The sequence below is a fragment of the Psychrobacter sp. G genome (assembly GCF_000418305.1).
GTDB classification, from domain to species: domain Bacteria; phylum Pseudomonadota; class Gammaproteobacteria; order Pseudomonadales; family Moraxellaceae; genus Psychrobacter; species Psychrobacter cryohalolentis.
Genome location: NC_021661.1, coordinates 1,299,474 through 1,321,783 on the forward strand (window position 1 = coordinate 1,299,474; position 22,310 = coordinate 1,321,783).

General features: G+C 41.5%; 18 protein-coding genes. 4 read left to right on the forward strand and 14 right to left on the reverse strand.

Translation table 11 applies throughout. From position 1 onward, the window contains the following. Positions 1 to 4: 4 nt before the first annotated feature. On the reverse strand, positions 5 to 1,882 hold the full coding sequence (gene secD / locus PSYCG_RS05520; RefSeq protein ID WP_020443313.1) for a protein translocase subunit SecD: 1,878 nt from the start codon (positions 1,880 to 1,882) through the stop codon (positions 5 to 7). Between the two features lie 305 nt (positions 1,883 to 2,187). Further along, entirely contained in the window at positions 2,188 to 2,514 is a 327-nt protein-coding gene (gene yajC / locus PSYCG_RS05525; RefSeq protein WP_011513446.1) for a preprotein translocase subunit YajC, read from the reverse strand. Positions 2,515 to 3,016: 502 nt separating this feature from the next. On the opposite strand from yajC, the gene PSYCG_RS05530 reads away from it, so the two are divergent. The 3 genes from PSYCG_RS05530 (at position 3,017) to PSYCG_RS05540 (ending at position 8,422) form a co-directional block, all read left to right on the forward strand. Next, positions 3,017 to 4,297 carry a CNNM domain-containing protein gene (locus PSYCG_RS05530; RefSeq protein WP_020443314.1) on the forward strand — a complete coding sequence of 427 codons (1,281 nt, stop codon included), beginning with the start codon at positions 3,017 to 3,019 and terminating at the stop codon, positions 4,295 to 4,297. Positions 4,298 to 4,686: 389 nt separating this feature from the next. After that, on the forward strand, positions 4,687 to 5,181 hold the full coding sequence (locus PSYCG_RS05535; RefSeq protein ID WP_011513448.1) for a hypothetical protein: 495 nt from the start codon (positions 4,687 to 4,689) through the stop codon (positions 5,179 to 5,181). A gap of 175 nt (positions 5,182 to 5,356) precedes the next feature. Next, the gene (locus PSYCG_RS05540) at positions 5,357 to 8,422 is read left to right on the forward strand and encodes a LysM peptidoglycan-binding domain-containing protein (RefSeq protein ID WP_020443315.1); all 3,066 of its coding nucleotides are present in this window, start codon (positions 5,357 to 5,359) and stop codon (positions 8,420 to 8,422) included. Between the two features lie 92 nt (positions 8,423 to 8,514). Here the strand turns inward: PSYCG_RS05540 and PSYCG_RS05545 are convergent, their stop codons facing one another. Together PSYCG_RS05545 and PSYCG_RS05550 are read right to left on the reverse strand one after the other, a co-directional pair. Continuing rightward, positions 8,515 to 9,723 carry a transglycosylase SLT domain-containing protein gene (locus tag PSYCG_RS05545; protein ID WP_020443316.1) on the reverse strand — a complete coding sequence of 403 codons (1,209 nt, stop codon included), beginning with the start codon at positions 9,721 to 9,723 and terminating at the stop codon, positions 8,515 to 8,517. Positions 9,724 to 10,709: 986 nt separating this feature from the next. Then, a complete protein-coding gene (locus PSYCG_RS05550) occupies positions 10,710 to 11,528 on the reverse strand; it encodes a Nif3-like dinuclear metal center hexameric protein (protein ID WP_020443317.1) in 819 nt (272 codons plus the stop codon). Positions 11,529 to 11,787: 259 nt separating this feature from the next. Here PSYCG_RS05550 and PSYCG_RS05555 point away from each other — a divergent pair, with 259 nt between their 5' ends. Continuing rightward, the gene (locus PSYCG_RS05555; protein WP_020443318.1) at positions 11,788 to 13,116 is read left to right on the forward strand and encodes a S1C family serine protease; all 1,329 of its coding nucleotides are present in this window, start codon (positions 11,788 to 11,790) and stop codon (positions 13,114 to 13,116) included. 124 nt (positions 13,117 to 13,240) lie between these two features. Here the strand turns inward: PSYCG_RS05555 and yfaE are convergent, their stop codons facing one another. The 10 genes from yfaE to PSYCG_RS05605 all read right to left on the reverse strand — a co-directional run bounded on the left by yfaE (position 13,241) and on the right by PSYCG_RS05605 (position 22,293). Then, positions 13,241 to 13,507 (reverse strand): class I ribonucleotide reductase maintenance protein YfaE, encoded by a 267-nt coding sequence (gene yfaE, locus PSYCG_RS05560; RefSeq protein ID WP_011513453.1) that lies wholly within the window; start codon positions 13,505 to 13,507, stop codon positions 13,241 to 13,243. Positions 13,508 to 13,704: 197 nt separating this feature from the next. Beyond that, positions 13,705 to 14,838, reverse strand: a complete 1,134-nt coding sequence (nrdB, locus tag PSYCG_RS05565; protein ID WP_020443319.1) for a class Ia ribonucleoside-diphosphate reductase subunit beta — start codon at positions 14,836 to 14,838, stop codon at positions 13,705 to 13,707. A gap of 72 nt (positions 14,839 to 14,910) precedes the next feature. Next, the gene (locus tag PSYCG_RS05570) at positions 14,911 to 15,294 is read right to left on the reverse strand and encodes a hypothetical protein (protein ID WP_020443320.1); all 384 of its coding nucleotides are present in this window, start codon (positions 15,292 to 15,294) and stop codon (positions 14,911 to 14,913) included. Between the two features lie 94 nt (positions 15,295 to 15,388). Further along, the gene (locus PSYCG_RS05575) at positions 15,389 to 15,676 is read right to left on the reverse strand and encodes a type II toxin-antitoxin system RelE family toxin (RefSeq protein ID WP_020443321.1); all 288 of its coding nucleotides are present in this window, start codon (positions 15,674 to 15,676) and stop codon (positions 15,389 to 15,391) included. Beyond that, positions 15,666 to 15,917 carry a type II toxin-antitoxin system Phd/YefM family antitoxin gene (locus tag PSYCG_RS05580; RefSeq protein ID WP_020443322.1) on the reverse strand — a complete coding sequence of 84 codons (252 nt, stop codon included), beginning with the start codon at positions 15,915 to 15,917 and terminating at the stop codon, positions 15,666 to 15,668. The genes PSYCG_RS05575 and PSYCG_RS05580 overlap by 11 nt, the downstream gene beginning before the upstream one ends. 274 nt (positions 15,918 to 16,191) lie before the next feature. Continuing rightward, entirely contained in the window at positions 16,192 to 16,971 is a 780-nt protein-coding gene (locus PSYCG_RS13115) for a toll/interleukin-1 receptor domain-containing protein (RefSeq protein WP_020443323.1), read from the reverse strand. A gap of 36 nt (positions 16,972 to 17,007) precedes the next feature. After that, the gene (locus PSYCG_RS05590; RefSeq protein WP_020443324.1) at positions 17,008 to 17,484 is read right to left on the reverse strand and encodes a TIR domain-containing protein; all 477 of its coding nucleotides are present in this window, start codon (positions 17,482 to 17,484) and stop codon (positions 17,008 to 17,010) included. Then, positions 17,481 to 18,875 carry an SIR2 family protein gene (locus tag PSYCG_RS05595; RefSeq protein ID WP_020443325.1) on the reverse strand — a complete coding sequence of 465 codons (1,395 nt, stop codon included), beginning with the start codon at positions 18,873 to 18,875 and terminating at the stop codon, positions 17,481 to 17,483. Before PSYCG_RS05595 ends, PSYCG_RS05590 begins: the two co-directional genes overlap by 4 nt. A gap of 219 nt (positions 18,876 to 19,094) precedes the next feature. After that, positions 19,095 to 21,371, reverse strand: coding sequence for a class 1a ribonucleoside-diphosphate reductase subunit alpha (nrdA, locus tag PSYCG_RS05600; RefSeq protein WP_020443326.1), 2,277 nt, complete (start codon positions 21,369 to 21,371; stop codon positions 19,095 to 19,097). A 562-nt stretch (positions 21,372 to 21,933) separates the two neighbouring features. Continuing rightward, positions 21,934 to 22,293 (reverse strand): YbeD family protein, encoded by a 360-nt coding sequence (locus tag PSYCG_RS05605; protein WP_011513459.1) that lies wholly within the window; start codon positions 22,291 to 22,293, stop codon positions 21,934 to 21,936. Between the last annotated feature and the right edge of the window lie 17 nt (positions 22,294 to 22,310).

Consider the following 22,310-nt stretch of genomic DNA (forward strand, 5'->3'; position numbering starts at 1 on the left):
TCTCCTAACCGATGCTCAGACGTTTGATAGATTTACGCTTACCATAAGCAATTTGTATCAGTGCACGGGTTACCAAAATAGCCGTAAACAGCGAGCTGACAATACCAATGGCTAAAGTAATCGCAAAGCCTTTAATCGGACCTGTACCAATTGCAAATAAGATAAAGGCGACCAGTAAGGTTGTGATATTGGCATCGAAAATACTACTATAGGCGCGATCAAAACCTGCCACGATAGCCGATTTCGGTCTCACTCCATTAGCTATCTCCTCGCGAATACGCTCAAAAATTAGAACATTAGCATCGACCGCCATACCAATGGTCAATACGATACCAGCGATACCCGGTAATGTCAGTGATGAGCCTAAGATGGACATAATAGAGATAATAATAATAACGTTAACTGCTAGAGCAATATTGGCAATCACACCAAACAGACGATAGAAGATAATCATAAACGCAAAGACTAATAAATAACCAACCTGCGTAGAGAATAACCCTTTATCGATATTTTCCTGACCCAGTGATGGACCAATGGTGCGCTCTTCAACGAAATACATCGGTGCCGCTAACGCGCCTGAGCGTAGTAACAATGCAAGCTCAGCGGCTTCAGCACTACTATCCAGACCAGTGATACGGAAAGATGAGCCTAGTACTGCTTGGATATTTGCACGGTTAATGACTTTTGTTTCAGCATATGGCGTCCGAACTTCAATCGTTTCGCCAGTCGCTGGGTCTTCTTCATAAGCGATGCGTTGTTTGTTTTCAATAAACAATACTGCCATTTGTTTGCCAACCGCTGTACGGGTAGCATTCTGCATCAGCTTACCACCAGCACTGTCTAAGGTAATACTAACCTCAGGTGACCCACTTTCATCAATACCGGTTTGAGCATTGGTAACTTTATCACCAGTGACAATCGCTTGGCGCTCCAATAATACTGGCGGACCATCAAGGGTTTCAAATGGGAACGCTTCAGTACCGGCAGGTGGAATACCGCCTGTATAGTTTTCGGCACCTTCAGCGACCATACGGAATTCAAGATTGGCCGTACGACCAAGGACGCGCTTTGCCTCAGCGGTATCTTGTACACCTGGTAGCTCAACGACGATACGGCTAGCGCCTTGTGATTGTACCAAGGCCTCTGTTACCCCAAGCTCAGCAATACGATTGCGTAGGGTAGTCAAGTTTTGATTGACCGCATAGCTGTTGATTTCATCAAGCGTTGCATCGTTATACGCCAAAATCAGGGCAGGGCCTTGCTCATCAATAGAAGATTGCAGGGCAAAGGTGTTACCCATTGAACTTTGCAAAACGTTTTGGGCACGGTTACGAGTATCTGTATCAGAAAAATGCAATACCACGCTACGCTTGTCGTTTTTGATACCTTTAACAGCAATGCGCTCAGCTCTTAGATCTCGTCGAATATCGCGACTGGCACTGGTCAGACGTTGTTCGAGCGCCTTGTCCATATCAACTTCTAAGACGAAACGAACGCCGCCACGCAAATCAAGACCAAGTTTCATGGGCTTTGCGCCGATATCACGCAACCACTGCGGCGTTGTCTGCGCTAAGTTCAGTGCGACCACATAGTTCTCACCCAAGTTTTTTCTCAATACTTCCTGAGCTTTGAGCTGATCGACTGGATTGTCAAGACGTACCAATGCACTGTTACCTTTAAACGTACCATCATGGTAGTTCAAGCCAGCTTCTTTTAACAAGTCTTGTGACTGCGTTAAAATGCCATCAGACAACTGTGTGCCTGCTGCAGCACTAGTAATCTGTACGGCAGGTTCGTCAGGATATAGGTTAGGAGCAGCGTATAGACCGGCAATGATAAGTACGACGGTGATGAGTAGGTATTTCCAAGCGGGATATTGCATAATCACTTCTTTAGGTTGATAAACTACTGGCGACGCAGGCCACAAGTTAGCAGATGGGAAGTTAGCGATAACAATGGTGAGGTGCTTATTTAGCTGCCATAGAAGCCATGATAGTGCACCACTGTGATCATCCGCGATGATAATAAAGCATAAAACGATAAAGCCAAAAATGACCGTAAATAATGTACGGTCATTTTATAATCATTACAACTGTTAATTGATACTGATACAGTAATAGCCAGTCATTATCGTGCTGACTAACTTTAACGATCACATATATCAATTATCAAAGATGCCAATGACGTTTAAACGCTTTCGATAGTACCAGCTGGCAATACTGAAATAACAGAAGCACGTTGTACCTTGATATCTGTATTATTATTTAAGCTTACCACTGCATAATCGCCTTCCAAATGTTTGATACGACCCATCAAACCACCAGCAAATATGATTTCACTGCCGACTGTCAAAGCACTTACCATAGCGCGATGTTCTTTAGTACGTTTTGATTGTGGACGAATCACCAAAAAGTAAAAAATAGCAAAAAAAGCAACTGGTAATAAGATTTGACCGAACAGTGATGCCGCACCGGCAGTTTCAGCAGCATGAGCGGCTTGGATAAATAACAACATAGTTTCTCTCGACAAGTTATAGATAACAATTAATTTAGACGCATAGTAGCAAAAAATACCAGACTTGGTAACTGTTAATCATAAGCTGGTTATGTTTTTCTTAAGCTAAAGGCATGTTGATAGCGCATTATTTTGCCTATCTTACTTTTTAAACTGTCTACATTATATAGAATCCATTGACTTATAAAACAAGCCCAATAGTAAATAGTTAACATGCCATCAAGCGAAACCCGTATTTCTCTCATTCGCAAATGTATCGTGATTATTGAAATATATAGCGATTTATTGTGAAATAAGCGCATCAATGCTACTATCGAAAGCAAATAGTCGCCAGTTTTTACAGTAAGATTTAAGCCATTGTGCTGAGCGATATGTGCTCATTTATATATCAAAGATCCAGACCATATCAGATAATATTTTCTATCTGCTTGGCTCTGCTCATGATATATTGTGACTTCCTTTTACTTCTTTGTTTAGGTTACCTAACTTGTTCACCTCTTTTATGTCTGTACCTCGTTTACATCGTTCGCGTGCTTGTCGTAAAGACGCCTCTGCCAAACCTCCCCCGACGATGCTTGGCGATACTCGATTGAGTATCAAATCATTGTTGGCGTTATCTGTCTGGATAACGCTGCTGCTACCGCAAACGGTCTGGGCAGCTGAAGGAGTAGCGGACCCAAGTACAAGTAGCATATTGCTGCTCATACTATATGTACTCGTTGCCATTGGTATCTCATTTATCTGTTCACTGGCAGAGTCAGCACTCCTGACGATGACGCCGTCTTATATCGCTGATGTTCAAGAGCGCAATCCAAAAAAAGCCCATATGTTAAGACGCTTAAAGATTGATAATATCGATCAGTCCTTGGCTGCTATTTTGACCTTGAATACAGTGGCACATACACTAGGCTCGATAGGCGCAGGTGCGCAAGCGACGATTGTATTTGGTAGTGCTTGGTTTGGTTTGTTTTCTGCCATCATGACCCTCGCTATTTTATTCTTATCTGAGATTATTCCAAAGACCTTAGGTACGATGTACTGGCGTCAACTCAGTGGCATGGTTGCCTACTTTGTACGTGGTATTATTCTACTGCTATATCCACTAATTTGGATCTCAGAAAAACTCACCAAGCTGCTGGTACGTGGTAAAGAGCCACAAACCTTTAGCCGTCGCGAATTTGCCGCGCTTGCCAGTATTGGTGAAGAAGCAGGACAAATCGATCCATTAGAGTCGCGTATTATCCGAAACTTACTGGCATTTGGTGCTATTAAGGTTGAAGATATTATGACACCGCGTTCGGTGATGCTAGCTTTTGAAGAGAACAAAACAGTAGCAGAGTTGCTGGTTGATCGTCCAAAATTGACCTTTTCTAGACTACCGATTTATGATGGTGATTTGGATAATATTACAGGCTTTGTATTAAAAACAGACATGCTGTTAGCAAAAGTGAATCATGCCGTACATAAGCCATTGACGCAGTTTAAACGTGACATTACTTTTGTTTTTTCAAAGATGAAATTGTTTGATTTGCTTGAGCTGATGCTGAAAAACCGTATCCATATTGCCATTACGGTCGGTGAATACGGGGAAGTCAAAGGTTTAGTTACTCTAGAAGATGTGTTTGAAACTCTCTTAGGTCTTGAGATTGTCGATGAGATAGATCGCGTTGAAGACATGCAAGCATTGGCACGGCAAATGATGGACAGACGTGTCGAGCGCTTGGGTATGAAGCTGAGCGATGATGAGCATTATGAAGACTATACAGCTGACAGTAAGCAGTAAGCAGTAAAAATTTAATCAGTTTTTATTGCGTAAACTATTGATAATTTATCGTATGCTTTTTATAAGATAGCTCATTTATTCAAAAAGCATACTTTAATGAGGTGGTCGCAATAATTACACAGGGTGTCACATGGCTGTGAGAATTAAGTGATAGGCTAAAAGTATCCTAATAAGAGGCTGCTAGAAATCTAATATAAAAGCACTTGTTAGAAATGCCTATCAATAGAAATACTCGTTAATTACTGCATCGATTGAAGATACTAGTTCGTCAGTAGTTAAAAGTTTAGGGTATAAGATTTATTAGATATAAATAGCACTCTATAATTAAATCGTAGCTATTTCATTGTCGTTCAATAGTAATGATTATAAAGCCACCATTAAGGAATATCATGAAACAACTATGGGGAAAAGGGTTATTGGCTCTATTGATAAAAGGTGCCAGCTTGGCGGCAATCGTTGCTGCTGTCAGCACCATAACTATCACTGCGCAAGCAGCAACCATGACTGAAGCCTTGGTACAAAACTACGCAACTGCTATGAAGTCTGCCGCTAATAATCGAAATATTAATCAGGTGGCGCGTTTGGTTTCTGATGAGGCATTGATTTCGTTGTCAAGAAAAGGCAAGTCTACCAGTTTGGATAAAGAGGCTTATTTAAAATTGCTGCAAAATAGTTGGGGCAATACCTCAAACTATCGCTATGACATCAATGTTGATAACATTGTAATTTCAGGTGAACAAGCAAAAGCCAATGTAACGACTAACGAAAGCTGGGTCAAAGATGGTCAAAAGGTCTCCTTTGTTACTACTTCAAGAGTGACACTGGCTTTGTCTACTGGTGACGCCATACTTCTGCGTGCTGTATCCCAAGTTACGATTAATTAGTCTTCGTTCAATAATAAAGTCAGCCAATGAGCAGAACCTTTAGCCATCAATGATAGGGTACATTAATTTTTGTGCATTATCTTTTATATTGAGCTGGTCTTTATTCGATATTGCGTACTATACTGTCGATCAACTTTATTTCATCACTTCTCGTTGTTAGGAAACTTCCATTATCATGTCTACTGTGTCATCAAACTATCGCTCATTTATAGCTTTACCATTGACGCTTGCGGTGTCAACTCTTCTTATCAGTGCGTGTAGTAATACATCAGCGGTGAAAAAGACGGGTGCGACTGGCAGCACAGCTGTGGTTAAGCGTCCTACCACGCAAGTTCAGCCAACGGGAAATGCAGATTATTCGACTGCATTTTTGGATGCTGAAAGCTTAGATGAGCTTGCTGATTTATTGGAAGCCACCGATATGACTATGGTTGAGGGCAACAAACTTGCTATTCAACAATATGGTGACTTGTGGAATCGCCTGCGTGCTGGGTATCGGATGAACGGTGGACAGCCGGTTTATAATCAGCGTATTGAAGCACAAAAAGGCTGGTTTACCAGTAGACAGGACTATCTAAACCGTTTAACAGCGCGTGCCAGTCGCTATATTTATCACACAGTAAGAGAGGCAGAGCGTCGCAATATCCCAACCGAGCTGGCTTTGCTGCCTGTGATTGAGAGCTCCTACGATCCAAGTGGTACCAGTAGTGCGGCAGCGGCAGGTTTATGGCAGTTTATTCCGAGTACGGGACGTATTTATGGTCTAAATCAAAGCAGTACATATGATGGTCGCCGTGATGTGATTGAGTCAACACGTGCCGCTTATGACTTTTTGACGGCATTGCACAATCAGTTTGGTAGTTGGGAGCTGGCATTAGCCGCTTATAATGCCGGTCCTGGTCGTGTGCAAAAAGCCATTGATGCCAATAGAGCTCAAGGTTTACCTACCGACTATTGGTCACTCAGATTACCGACTGAAACCATGAACTATGTACCACGCTTTTTGGCAGTTGCCGAAATCGTTGCCAAACCTGAAAAATACGGTGTCTATTTGCCGGCTATCGCTAACCGTCAGCATTTCCGTAGTGTACCTGTCAACTATGGCGTAAGCTTAGCCGAAGTATCGCAAGTCACGGGTGTTAGCTACGATGAATTAGAAAGATTAAATACGGCGTTAACCTCAGCACGTATCGATTCATCAGGTCCGCAGCGTATTATTATTCCTAATGATGTTAGTCTGACCACTGATGTGAAGCTGAGCGCTTTGAGGGGTAATGGCAGTAGTAATATTCTCGCTTCTAGCAATGCTGTTACGACGACTACGCCAAGCTACTCTGGGTCAACAACGCCAAGCTATAATAATAAGCCATATACTACCAGCTCATCATTACCGGGTACTGGCAAGGGTCTTGCTGACTATGCTGCCAGTGCAAGCGTCCCGCAGCAAACCACCAGCTATATTCCGCCATCGTCATCAACGACCAGCAGCTCAGTTTATAGCAGCAGTGCCTCAGTGCGTACAGAGCCACCTTTAACCTCAGCAGAGACCAAAAAAATCAATGCTGAGCTGAAAAGTAGTAACAGCTTACCGACCACATCAGCGCAAATCACTCAAAACAATACCATCATTCAAGAGCCGCCGCTAAGTAAAGCGGAGCGTGATTTTATTGCCAATCAAATTCGTATTAATACGCCTGAAACCAATGTCATTAACGCCGATGGTAATATCAATCTATCTGCCGTCCAGACGCAGCAGTCCATCTTAGAAGCCACGGGACAGGAGAAGAAACTGAGCTTCCCGAAAACTTCAGTTAGTAAGCCAAAACCACAAGGCACACGTACCACTTATACGGTCAAACGCGGTGATACTTTGGCTAACATTGCCAGTCGCTCTGGTGTGAGCTGGCGCGATATTGCCGAATGGAATCAGATGGATGCCAGTGCCAAGCTACTCTCTGGTAGTACTTTATATCTATATAACGCCAAAACTATCGAGCCATTGAGCGCTACCAGCAGCACTGTCGCCAGCCAGCCTGAAAGTTATGTGGTACAAGGTGGCGATACGCTTATAGGTACTGCCAATCGCTTTGGTTTATCAGTGACGCAGCTAGCAAGTTATAATAATTTGAGCAGCCGTGCAGACTTATTAAGAGGTCAGAAACTATGGCTTATCCCAGGCAAAGTAACAGCGCCAGTCAGCACTCCTGCCGCGCCATCTACTAAACCGAAGAAGTCATCGACTGCGACCAAAAACTATAAAGTAAAAGCGGGTGATGGCTTGATTGCACTTGCACGCCAATTTAATATAACGACTGAGACATTGGCCAGTCTTAATGATATTGGTACGACAGATTCATTATACGTCGGTCAGACCTTAAAAGTACCTGCCAGTGTAGACTTTACTTCTAACAGTGCGCCTACTGCTACACAGAGCGCTGCTAATAGCAATAACACCACAACCAAAGCAAGCAGTTCAAGCTCAGCGCCGACTAGCAATTATAAAGTCAAATCAGGGGATACCTTGATTGGCATCGCTAATAGTGTTGGGGTCAGCGCAGAAGATATTGCTGCCGTAAACAGTAACTTTGATGCTAAGGCGCGTTTGCAACGTGGACAAACGATTAAAGTTCCTGTATCCAAAGAATTGGTTGATCGTCAGCTAAATGATGAGGCAGTCAGCTACAAGGTAAAATCAGGCGATACTTTGACGGGTGTTGCCCAGCGTTATAATATTGGCTTGGGTGATTTGGCAGCAGCTAATAACCTCAAGACCAATTCTAACTTGATCTTAGGTCGCACGATTACCATTCCTGCTAAAGGTAGCGTGAGTACTAGTGCGAATGCTGCGGCCAGTAGCAAGAGCAGTAGTTCGGTGAGCACAGAGACCACCAGTAAGTCTGATAGCGCGCCAGCTACCAGTAATAGCGGCAAAAAGCTCGGCAACACAGAAAGCTACAAGGTGCAGTCTGGCGATGGACTCATCGCTTTAGCACGCCGCTTCGGTGTTTCAGTTGAAGACTTAGCTGCTACCAATGATATTTCGACTAAAGCTCAGTTACAACGTGGTCAGACCATCAAAGTGCCGAAAGTGACGGTCAGCTATACGGTTGGCTCAGGAGACAGCTTGATTGGTTTGGCACGCAAATACGACGTTTCAACCAAAGAGCTTGCGGATATGAATGACATTGCAGTCGATACTATGCTGCAACGCGGTCAACGCCTAACGGTGCCTAATCGCTAATCTGTGCATGTTTGAATAAATGTTGTTAATAAAAAAGCTGCTCTTATCAAAGAGCAGCTTTTTTTATGGCAGTATCAATTATCAATATCTGATCAAACCGTCGCGGTTTTTATTGTTTCAAGATAGCTTCTGATATTGCTCACATAATGCATGGCTTGACCATAGCGGCTATTTGACGCTTTATTATCAGACAGATAGGCATATATATTTGCCCAACTTTTATCATCGATACCTTTGGCACTCAATTTACGCTGAATACCTTTAACAGCGTTTGGTCCCATATTATAAGCCGCAAGCGCAAACCAAATACGATCCGTCTTTGGTACATCGGCAAAATCAGTTTTCATTTGCTCCAAGTAACGAGCACCGCCGCCGATACTTTGGTAAGGGTCAACACGGTCTGAGACGCCCATTGCCTTTGCCGTATTATTAGTCAGCATCATAATGCCGCGTACTCCGGTCGGAGAGACGGCATTGGCATCCAAGTGCGACTCTTGATAACCCATGGCAACCAAAAGCTCCCAATCATGATTGTAGTTGCGCGCTTGTTCTTCAAACGAAGACTGATAATCAGGCAGCTTTTCTGTCAGTGTGGTCTTGAAATGGTCTTGACTATAGGCATCTTTTAATAAGTCTTGATTATAAAAGGCGGCTAGCTTTTGAGTATTATCAAGCTTGATGCTATCACATAAAAAATAGCTGGCTTTTTGTGACAATGGATCATTGGCAGAATTAAACGTCCAGCTTACTTTAGGATGCAAGCCATTTTTGGTCAAGCTGGCATCATAACCACAGCTGACATTAACAGAAGACAAATTCAGCTGGCTTTTTAATTGAGTGCTGGCCGTGGTCAATGCCATATCTGCATCGCCTGATTGTAATGCTCTTAGCGCAGCTTCCTCATCAGCATAAGCTTTGAGAGTGACTTTTACCCCAAGCTCATCAGCATAGTTACGCACTAAGTCGTAACCAAATCCATGTTGGAAGCCATCGGTCGCAAAATAAGTGCTATCGCCTGGAACAGCAGCGATGGTCAAGGTCTTCTCCAGCATAACATGGTCATAAGCTGGTACTTGGTTATTCATGGTCGTCAGACTCTCAGCAGGGAGTGAGAGTAGGGCGATGCTTGAGATTTGCGCCAATTTCTTGGTTTTGGCGAAACGAGTCACTTTGATAGATGCAATAGCTGGAACGATGTTACTTTCGGTGTTTAGCAAGCGTTTAGATGGACGCAATATATATGAGATACGGCGTTTAGCCCCTCGCGCAGATGCTTTCGCACGATAAGTAATTCGCTGCATGGATGTCTCCTAATTTTAGCCATCCTACTTACCATAAAAATACGTGCTCATTTATGCCAATATCAGCAGCATAAATAGCAGTGCATTTTAAATACTATAAAATTTACATACTTATTGAGCATATAAATCTCATAGCATCTCGTTTAAATATAGCCGTACAGTCTCAACTGGCAACCTTATAGCAAAGGGTGTAAAAGCATAAAAAAGCACTTTAATACCTGATTGCTAAAAAAAGGCTGCAAAACACCGCAAAGGCGCTAAATCAGATGATTCCTTCATCAATGATAGACTTGGCTATGATTCGAACTATTTAAACGACATTATTTAAAAGACACTTTAAAACATCGGTAAGGTCATGAATAAATTATTGGAAAAACGTGGCGTGAGCAGGATATGCTCAGAGTTGTTACGCTGGTATGGATAATTAAATACTCTGACTATGTTGAGAGTAAATGGTCACTCATACCGTTTATCCAGCAATAAAGACAAGCAAGTTAATCTGTCTGGTAAATAAAGACTGATCAATAAAAGCCAATGGTTAAAAAACCATCAAGCAGTTTGCTGTACCGCTACTGCAACACTAAAATAGGAAATATCACCTTACTCAAGAATGTATAAGCCGAGGTGATATTATATTGATTGCTATCTACAGCCCTATTAAAAAAGTAAAAATAATAGAATTTTAGACCTCAATCATCATTTTAGTGCCATAACCGGAAGCTGTAATAATGGGGAGTCTCATGACAAGACATTCTTTCTACAGATAGTAATATGCAGATATTCATCTGATTATTCAAGTGTGGTTAAGAAAATTGCGATAAAACTTAACAATAGCACTATAGACGGTAATAATTTAGCCTGTTTTCTGTCGCATAATTTCGATTTAATGAATATAAGTTTGTTCTGTTACTGGCCAAAATAGAAGAGACAGGTAAGCAAAAATCTGCTTACCTGTCTTTTTTAGGAGAAAAATAAGTTTCTGCTGCTTAAGCAGGATTGTCGATATCGATAAATGTCACTGATAAGTTAAACTGCTGAGCAACAATCCTACCTAATGCTTCAATGCCGCCGCGTTCTGTCGCATGATGTCCGCAAGCAAAATAGTCAATACCAAGCTCACGGGCAATATGAGTGGTACGCTCTGATATTTCACCAGAAATAAACGCATCACAGCACATTAATGATGCTTGCTCAATCATATCTTGTGCGCCGCCCGTACAGATACCAATCCGTTCAATTAACTTATTACTGCTATGAGTATCGACGTTATACTCAGCGGCAATATGTAATGGCATGCGCCCCAATGCTTGAGTAATTTGAGCGATAAGGCTTTGAGCCGTCTGCGGTATACAAGTAGCAATATTACCAACCGGATGTGTCTCAGCAGGATACAATGCTCCGATGATGGTCATGTCTAACGCCGCCGCCAATGTGGCATTGTTACCAATGACGGGATGGGCATCGAGTGGTAGGTGATAGCCGATCAAGGAGATACCATGTTGCATAAGCTTGCGAATACGCTGACCTTTCATACCAGTCAATGGGGCAGGTTCACCTTTCCAAAAATAGCCATGATGCACCATAATCGCATCAGCATTATCTGCAATGGCAGCATCAATCAATGCTTCACAGGCAGTCACACCAGTGACAATACGCTGAATAGGTTGCCCGCCATCTACTTGTAAACCATTCGGTGCATAATCTTTGAACGCAGTCGCTGATAAGTAATCATCGCAAAATTCAGTTAAGGATTGTGCAGTAATGATAGTATTTGATGATGTGATTAAGACATCGTGCGTACTCATAGTATTCCCTTATAAAAATTTCAATTAATAATTGCAATAGCTCAAGTATTTATAAATAATGAATTATTTCTCGTAATCACCATTTTAACATGATGCGGCAAAAGAATAGACAAGCCCAATAACTGAAACGGTACACGATGCGCTACCATTGTATTATGAGGACAGCTATAATTTACACATGTGAAAGTGCCTTATATCAAGGCGTACGCCTGATATGCCTTAATACCGATTGTCTATGTGAAATTATAGAGGTTTTTATATGTCGTCATCCCCGAATGCCAAGAACAAGGCTGGTCTCTTAAGGTGGTTACCTTGGATTTTACTGATATTGGTCACAGCCGCCTTTATTTGGTTATTTGCGAGTATGAAGACAGCATCGGAGGCAAAATGGGAGCCGCCAAAGACCACACCTGCTGAGCAGCAAGCTTCCGAGCCGGTATCGGACTCACCAACGCCTATCGCCTCTTATCATAATGGTGTGGCTCGAGCCTCCCAATCTGTGGTCAATATCTATACCACGCAGACGATGGCAGAACATCCTTATATGAACGATCCGGTGTTGCGCCGGTTTTTTGAATATCATGGCGCACCGTCAGAAGAGCAAGGCAATACCAACCTAGGTTCAGGCGTTATCGTGTCGGATGATGGTTATATCGTCACCAATGCGCATGTGATCGAAAAAGCTGATGAAATTACCGTTGCTTTTAATGATGGTCGTAAAAGCCGTGCAAAATTAATTGGCACAGACCCAGATAGTGATTTGGCAGTGATTAAAGTCGATATGACTGGGCTTACACCGTTGGGCTTTCGTGAAAAACCGACGCTGGTAGGCGATGTAGCACTAGCGATTGGTAATCCCTTTGGTGTCGGTCAAACCGTTACCCAAGGTATTATTTCAGCGACGGGACGTACAGGGCTTGGCGTCAATAAGTTTGAAGACTTTATTCAGACTGATGCGGCTATAAATCCCGGTAACTCGGGCGGCGCATTGGTTGATGCACGTGGTGAGCTGATTGGTATCAATACTGCCATCTACTCACGCTCTGGTGGCTCTATGGGTATTGGATTTGCTATTCCCACCGCTATCGTTGAGCAAGTGATGAATGCTCTGATCAAAGATGGCAAGGTCAGTCGTGGTTGGCTGGGTATTGAGATACAATCACAGCTGAGAGATCCCACACAGCTCGAATCGTCAACAGGCGTAGAAGTGCTTAACGTGGTTCCTAAGAGCCCAGCTGCTAAGAGCGGTCTGAAGGTTGGCGATATTGTTTTGACCATTGATGGGGTTGAGATGACTGATGCCAATACCTTGATTCAGTATGTCGCTCGTAAAGCACCTAATACCACGCTGCATGCTCAAATCTTACGTCAAGGTAAAAATGCGCAAGTGAAGATATTGCTAGAGGAGCGTCCAGTTGAAGAGCCAGTCACCGTTCCTGTGGTGATTCAAGATGAAACGCTTGGGGGTAATCAGCCGCCAAGCCTACAAGCTCCAGAACAAGATATCCCTATGATGTCCGAAGCCGAGCGTGACCGCATGCGTGAAGAGCTTTTATTACTGTTCGAAAGAGATGGTGCACCTTTATAAAAAGGGTTTTTATCGAATCTCTGATCTCTAAGAGTAATAACAAAAAGCGCGCTATCTATAAGATAGCGCGCTTTTTTAATAAGTTTTGATTGATCGAATGGTTAGTAATTTATTGATTTAGCAGCTACTTTTCTATCAGCTCATGATTGACATAAATCACGCCTTGTACTCTACAGCAGCAAGGTAGGATTTCATCTTTTTCAATCATAGCAAGCGGCTCAAAAGGATAATCAATAACGTGTGAGCTGGCGATACGCTTGATGCGACAGCTGCCACAATAGCCTTCCTTACATTGATAATTGATATCATGTCCGGTGCGTAGCAATCCATCAAGCAAGCTTTCGTCATCATGCAAGTAAAATTGCTTCTTACTCGTCATTACCCAAGTCATAGTTTTATCCTATCTTTTTATAATATGGTCAATCCTAAATAAAATAAGTACAATTATTATAACGTGCTACTGGGATAAATTTTACTTGCTTGCTGTGCCTATGCAGACAGAGGCTGCGCAAAACTTATCCTAGCAGCACTACACTTATTCTATGATGAATCGACTATATTAAAAGCTCAATCTTGAAAAACTATCTTCTATAACTCAAAATCATCAAAATCGCTGTCTGATAAGTCTGAATCAATCTGACCGACCAAGTACGAGCTAATCTCTGTTTCTTGCGGGGCAACTTGTACGTTGTCAGACGACAACCACGTGTTAATCCACGGAATCGGATTTGATTTAGAGTTCGGGAATGCGACTGGTAAGCCAACCGCTTCCATACGTAAATTGGTGATGTATTCGATATATTGGCACAGAATGTCTTTATTCAGCCCAATCATTGAACCGTCTTTGAACAGATATCCTGCCCATTCTTTTTCTTGCTCAGCCGCTTTGCGGAAGATCTCGATGCTTTCTTCATAGCATTCTTTGGCAATATCGACCATCTCTGGATCATCACGACCGATACGCATGAGATTTAGGATATGCTGCGTGCCCGTTAAATGTAGCGCCTCATCACGAGCAATGAGCTTAATAATCTTAGCATTACCTTCCATCAGCTTACGCTCAGCAAAGGCAAATGAGCAAGCAAACGACACATAAAAGCGAATGGCTTCTAGGACATTGACTGCCATCAAGCACAAATAAAGCTGCTTTTTCAGTGATTTTAAATCGATGGTAATTTGCTTACCATTGATCGTATGCGTGCCTGCACCATATAGGTTATATAGCGATGAGCTGTAATACAAATCATCATAATACTTAGCGATGTCCGCCGCGCGCCCTAGGATGTGCTCGTTTTGCATGATGTCATCAAAGACGATAGCAGGGTCATTAATAATATTACGAATGATATGGGTATAGCTGCGCGAGTGAATGGTCTCAGAAAATGTCCACGTCTCAATCCATGTCTCAAGCTCAGGAATCGATACCAGTGGCAATAGCACGACGTTTGGGCTACGACCTTGAATAGAGTCGAGTAGCGTTTGATACTTTAGGTTACTGATAAAGATATGCTGCTCATGTGACGACAGATTGCCATAATCCATACGATCACGTGAGACATCGACTTCTTCTGGACGCCAAAAGAACGACAGCTGCTTTTCAATCAATTGCTCAAAGATAGGGTGCTTTTGTTGGTCGTAACGCGCCACGTTGACCGGATTACCAAAAAACATCGGCTCTGTTAGCGCATTGTTTGGCGTTTGGGAAAAAATCGAATAAGTCATGGGACTGCCTTTATCATTGATAGGGTTATTAAGTTATAGGGTTTTGACTAGATTTGGTTTGATTGGATTATATTACAAGTGCTCTAAAGATATCTGTTCTGGCGTCTGTCCATCATTCATATACGCTTTAAACATCTCACTCAGCTCGCTATCATCCAAACCTTCCAATTCATCGATCGCACTCTTACGCAGCGCACTCAAGCCATCATCATCTGATAGTTGCTGCATTTCTTTCTGTACGTCTTTTTTGGTCGCTCTCTTTACTGGTTTTTTCGGTACTTTTGCGGCGTCTTTCTTTAGTACTTCTGGTTTTACTGCTGTGCCTTCGCCTAATTGCTCACGGACGTCTGCGATGTCGACTTCTACTTGTACGATATGCGAGCCACCATCGTTTAGGTCTGAAAATACGTTTGGGATAAACAAACCACCGTCTTTGATGATTGCGGTATATTGCACATGACCTCCGTCGTTTTTATTGTTTGTGTGTTTCTATATCTCTATGATAGCGCTGGACGCCTTTTATGATAACTGTCTCAATATCTTAGCTTCATCATGGCTGACGCGTCGCTAGATTGTCATACACTTTGTTGTTTTCTCTTTTGCCAACTGCCAATACATAAACCACCACCACGTCGTCTTTTACGGTATATACCAGACGATACCCTACGGTGCGTAATTTGATTTTATAAGTATCGGTATGTCCTGTGAGTTTTGACGCAGGCACATGAGGGTTTGACAATCGCTGCTGTAATTTTTTCTTAAACTGCTGCTGGATACTTGGCGCTATCTTTTTCCATTCTTTTAACGCTAACGGGTGAAACTCAAGGCTATAAGTCATCCAACGTTACCTTTATCGGTATCTGCCCATCATTTAATCGTGCGCTAACGGTTTGGCTGAGTGCCATATCGTCCATCGCTTCCATCATGCGCTCAAAGACGTCTGTTGAGACTAAGTAAGCCACGGGTTTGTTGTGGTTTAAGATAGCAATGGACTCACCATCTGACTGTTTAATCAGTGCCGATGGGTTGGCCTTTAATTCTGAGATACTGGCTGTCTGTGTGGCAAATATTGGTTGCATGACTCATTCTCCGCTAATATTACGCTCTAAATATAGGGCTAATTTTAGCACAAGAATTAGGTCTTATTTGTTATTGTATTTATTTTAACTATTTAAGTAGCTAATCCCGCCTACCGCTTGTATCTGCCTAGCCGCTGGCGTGCAGTCTATTGTGTCTTGCCGCATTCCTGTTGTCTCGATACTACGTCCAGCCACAGCCTGCATCGCCATCGTCGTTGGCAGGATACCGCTATAGTCGAGGCTAAACGACCTCGTTATAGCATTGATGGTCTTTCTAATTAAATCTGCTACTTAAATGATTATATAAATGTTGCAATACCAGTTTACTTCCTGAGTAGTATCCTGCTAATAGATTTTCCAACACATAACTTTCAATTTTATAATCTAGTCTAGGTTTATCGTAATGAACTTCTAGCGAGTCCATTGCCATTTTTTCTCTGCTTTCTAAACTTTCTGTTAGAGATGTAGACTTTAACGAACTCTTTCTACGAACATGTTGTATAAAAGCAAGCTCCGAAAAAATCCATGGTGATTTTAACGATTCTTGATTTTCAATACCATGTTTTACTGATATAGAGTTCGGTGTACCTAAGAATAGAAAAATCTCACATCTATCTATCATTTTATGTAAAGCAGTATTCAGCATCATATATGCATGAGATGTTGAATGATTTCTCTTATTATAGTCATACATACTATCGTCGAAATTACGACAATACTGGTCATCTATAACTTTTAATAAATCAAACGCATTGCCCCAAATGCATGAATCAATGAAAACTTTCAAACCTTTACTTTCCAAAGCAATTGCTAGTTTTATAGCTTCATCAGCATCACTATGCGAGTGAGATAAAAATATATCAACGTCGTCATCAGGGAATAAATATTTTTGTATTTCACTACCATCTAAACTACTACCATCAATTAGTAAATAATCCTTTAAGTCATTTAAAGCTTCTTTTTTTCGAGATTTATATAACATTACATCAAAATCACTAATATTTTCAGGTGGATTAAAAAGATGAAAGTCTGTGACCTCTATACTTCTATACATAGTATTCTTCTTATAATTGTTATAAAAAAATATAAGTTATCTTAAATTAATAGCTTCTTCAATTAAGCCATCAATTTTGCTCGCTATATTACTATATGTATTATTTGAACTTGGATTGAAGCACCTCACATACTTTGAAAGCTTTTCTCCATTATCTAACTTTATTTTGTCAAAAGGATTTAAACCTTTTTTTCCTATACCAGTATTTGGGTCTTTCAAGTTATGCACGTAAATGCCAAGAACTCCTTTTCCGTCATTCCAAGCTTTTACAATTTCATATTGAACCCACTTACGTGATGCTGTCTCCTCACCAATCAGTACAATCAAGCAACTTTTCCCATGAATATTATCGTCAATCCACTTTTGAACTGCTTTTTCACCTTTCTGTTTCAGATGTTCCCATTGGTTAGCAGTAGTAGGAGGATTTCCTTCTAATATGCCGATATTTCTAATTTGCTGTACACGGAATACATCATTGTCATAATGGAAACTATAGAATACTTTCCTAGTCACTTTTGTATCTCCTTCAATATTTTTAATATATTTTGTTTTAATGTGTTTAGGTCATTTATATCTGGCGATAATATATCCAAACTTTCATTTCTTGAGTCTTCAGTTAAGTCTTTCCAAAGTTTTTCTGCTATATATCCAGTTCCACCAACCGGTAGCAGAAAATTACTGTTATTGTTTGAAATATCAAACTCTTCCTGTATTCCATTAGATAAAACTAATTCACCATTTTCATTAAGCTTATTACCAAAAAGAAAAATTGATATACCAGCATAGCTAATCATGTCTTTTCGATATGCTGTCCACAACTGTTTTCCTTCTGCATTTTGAGGAAAGGGTCGAAGGACTAGATGATCTTCATTTATTTTTAAACGATTCTCTAATAAGTATTTCACTGCACCAGAGATTACAGAGCTACCAATACCAAGCCCAAAACCAGTTACAACTCTATAGCCGAGCTTCAAAATTTCTTGCGTTAAAGAAGAAACAAAAACTTCTACTTCCAGTTGAGAATAAGGTGCATAATCTTCAGCAGCACCAGAGATAAAAATAGTTTTTTGCTTTTGAACTTTTTCAACTTCTAGTAATATCTCAGTAATTTCTTCGTATTTTTCAATTAGTACTGTTTGTATACCAAATCGCTTAAGATCACCTATGAATAACTGTTGTTTACGTTGTCTATATTCAAAATCAGCTTGCTCTTCATTATCAATCTTTACTACATGTTTTAGAATGCAATAATGTTCTGGCTTATTGTTGCCATGTGATAGGCGTACACGGCTCAGGATATAATCGATATTAGGATCAGAGAAGCTAAACCCTATAAATAAGAATTTCTTTGTTATCAAGTCCCCTTTGAGCGCGGTAAAGAACCCATTTCGGTTTAGATTGTATTGCTCATAATCATCTTTTGTAAGTACTGCATTAGTTGAATCAGAAGCATCACCGTGCATCTTGTAGACTACGGCATCTCTACCTCTAATAGAATTAGGTAGTTGGTCAGTGTTATGTTTTACATCAACTATTTTTCCAGAGTCCTCAAGTGCTTTCTCAATCATAGGATCATAATTTGTTGTCCAGAAAGTATCTATCGGGAGTCTTGCTAATATTTTATGATTGTCAGTCAGAATAGCTTTTTGAGAAAATTCGTTAAGAATAAGTTCATTAATTGTATGTTTACTACCACCTTTTTCATTTATATAGTATTGAGCTAAAGAGACTAGATCATGTTCTTCTCTATCGACGTCTAGGTCAATTTCTTCAGCTAATTCTTTCAATAAACCTTTCCAGTCAATATAACCTGCTCCAACTGAGAGTCCTGCTCCTGCGAAAATCGCCAAATTATTAGCTGATAATTCTTTCACTAGCTTCTTAACTAAAACATTCTTTTTCATAGAAATGTCCTTATTTCTTATATTATTTAATGATTACTACATCAGTATTTATTTGTATATACATTTAAAAAGCAAAAGCAAGAAGAGTATCGCGCTTTTGTTCTCTAAAATAGTAAACAGCGAGCTCAACCCAAAAGCCAAACCCGCCATCCGTCAGAAATTCTATTTAAAGAATTTCTCTTGCGAACCTAAAATTGCAGTGCAATTTTTTAACGGTTCTCAAATCTTACATGCACCGCCAGCGCAATCATCTTCCATATCCGCTTGGGCATCGTTCGCACCATCACGAGTGTTATGGTAGTACAACGTCTTCACACCCAGCTTATACGCATTTAGCAAATCTTTTAGCAATATCTTCATTGGTACACGACCACCTTCATAACGAACGGGATCGTAGTTTGTATTGGCAGAGATACTTTGATCGACGAACTTCTGCATGACAGCGACCAACTTTAGGTAACCGTCATTGTTTGGCATTTGCCATAGTAGCTCATACTGATTTTTCAGCTTATCAATCTCAGGCACGACTTGCTTCAAGATGCCATCTTTTGACGCTTTGATAGAGACCAGACCGCGTGGTGGCTCGATACCGTTGGTCGCGTTGGCGATCTGACTCGAGGTCTCAGACGGCATCAAGGCGGTTAGGGTAGAATTGCGCAGACCGTGTTCAGTGATCTCGCCACGTAGCGTTTCCCAATCGAGATGTAGCGGCTCTTGGCAGATTTTATCCAAGTCTTTTTTGTACGTATCAATCGGCAAGATACCTTGTGAGTACGTCGTCTCATTGAACGCAGGGCAAGCGCCTTGCTCTTTTGCCAGTTTGTTTGACGCTTTCAAGAGATAAAATTGCAATGCTTCAAAGGTTTGATGCGTCAGACCAATTGCGCTGTCGTCTGAATAGCGTACGCCATTCTTAGCAAGGTAATACGCATAGTTAATCACGCCCACACCTAGCGTACGACGACGCATGCTACCGTTTTGAGCCGCTTTGACTGGATAGTCTTGATAGTCGAGCAGGGCATCAAGCGCACGGACGATTAGCTCAGCTGGCTCTTCGATATCGCTGACGTTTTCGACTTTACCCAAGTTGACCGCTGATAGCGTACAAAGGGCGATTTCGCCTTCTTCGTCATTGATGTTATCAAGTGGCTTAGTCGGTAGCGCGATTTCCATACATAGGTTTGACTGACGAATCGGGGCGACAGTCGGGTCAAATGGGCTATGCGTATTGCAATGGTCAACGTTTTGGATGTAGATACGACCCGTGCTGGCACGCTCTTGCATCATTAAGCTGAACAAATCTGCTGCTGGGATTTGACGGCTACGAATAGTAGGGTCATTTTCGTACTTGGTATATAGCTCTTCGAACTTGTCTTGATCTTCAAAGAACGCATCATACAAGCCCGGCGTGTCACTTGGTGAAAATAGCGAAATGTCTTGACCTTTGATGAGGCGGGTATACATGGTTTTGTTCAACTGTACGCCATAATCCATATGACGGACACGGTTGTCTTCGACGCCACGGTTGTTTTTCAATACTAAGAGCGACTCAACTTCTAAATGCCATAATGGGTAAAATAGAGTCGCAGCACCGCCACGTACGCCACCTTGTGAGCAGCATTTAACAGCAGTTTGGAACAATTTATAGAATGGGATACAACCAGTGTGCTGTGCTTCGCCGCCACGGATAGGGCTACCAAGGGCGCGGATACGACCCGCGTTGATGCCGATACCAGCACGCTGTGACACATAGCGTACGATGGCGCTGGTGGTCGCGTTGATTGAGTCTAGGCTATCACCACATTCGATGAGTACGCACGAGCTAAACTGACGCGATGGCGTACGTACACCAGACATGATAGGCGTTGGTAGTGAGATTTTGAATTCTGAAGTCGCATCATAGAAACGCTTCACATAGTTCATACGCTCTGATTTTTCGTAACGGCTAAACAAGCACATCCCAACCAACATGTACAAAAACTGTGGGCTTTCATACACGGTTTTGCTAACGCGATCTTGGACGAGGTATTTACCTGCCATTTGCTCAACAGCGGCATAAGCCAGATTCATATCGCGCCAGTGATCTAGATACTCTTCTAATTCATCAAATTCCGCACGGCTATAATCGGCTAGAATATGCTGATCATATTTACCGGCATCAGTAAGCTTTTTGACATGATCATAAAGGTGCGGTGGGGTAAATTTATTATAAGCAATTTTACGTAAATGGAAGATGGCCAAGCGCGCGGCTAAATACTGATAGTCAGGCGTATCTTCAGAGATAAGGTCAGCAGCTGACTTGATGATGGTTTCATGAATATCACATGTTTTGATGCCTTCATAAAACTGAATGTGTGATTTTAGCTCCACTTGTGACACCGACACATTATCTAAACCGTGAGCTGCCCACTCGATAACCTTGTGAATTTTATCTAACTCGATAGGCTCTAAACGTCCATCACGTTTGGTTACTTGGATTTTATCGATATGTGTCATGCTGACCTCGTAAGTTGATTGCTTGATAGTTATTTACTGAATGACTTATTAGTGATGCCGCGCGGTGTAAGGACGCCAAGCATGCTTTATAACGCGATATATATGCTCATGATAGAGTATTTTTTTGAGGCAAAAGCTTGCCACGGCTCATGGTGATGGTTAAAATCACTGAGCACTACATATAGCGTGTTTGTTAATAGGTGGACACAATATAGCGGGAAAATTTTGAAAATGCTATATTGATTTTAGCTGCAAACTATGTTGCTGAGGGCTTATACGTTGCCCGAATTTGGGCAAAGGACGATGGCATAAGGGTTAGACGCAAATGAGTTTAATAATAAATTTTTTGTAAAAATCTAATCACTCTTTGCTTTTTATTTTCTCGTAAATTGTTGACTAATAAAAGCAGTCATGACAATAAGAATGCGGGCGCAGATTGTACATCAAACCACAAAAAATCGCCACCCAAATGAGTGACGATTGTCATTATCTTCAGTGAATTTACGCCTATGATAGTAGGATTTGATAGAGGGCAGTAAGAGACTGTCAACCCTATCATAAGTTACATCACAATGCGTACGGTCTTAGCCGCATCAAGTGAGGCATATAGGGTATTGACTTGCTCAGCAGTCGTTAAGTATAAGTTCACCCGTATAGAATGAAAGCGTCCTGTTTTTGAGGGTTTGACTTGCATAGACGCTAAGTCAAAATCAGGAAACTGGCTGCCTAAAATGAGTTTGACTTCGTTCAACAAAGTCTCGTGTTCACCTTCATTACCGATAATGCTCATCGGGTAATTCATCGGAAAATCCCATAACTCAGGATTTTGAATGTCGGTTTTTTTGCCTTTAATTTTGTCATTGCCTAACGATATTTGAGAGACGTTGACATCTTTTTTAGGATTTTGTTGATTATCGCTCATGGGTGAGTCCTTAGTGC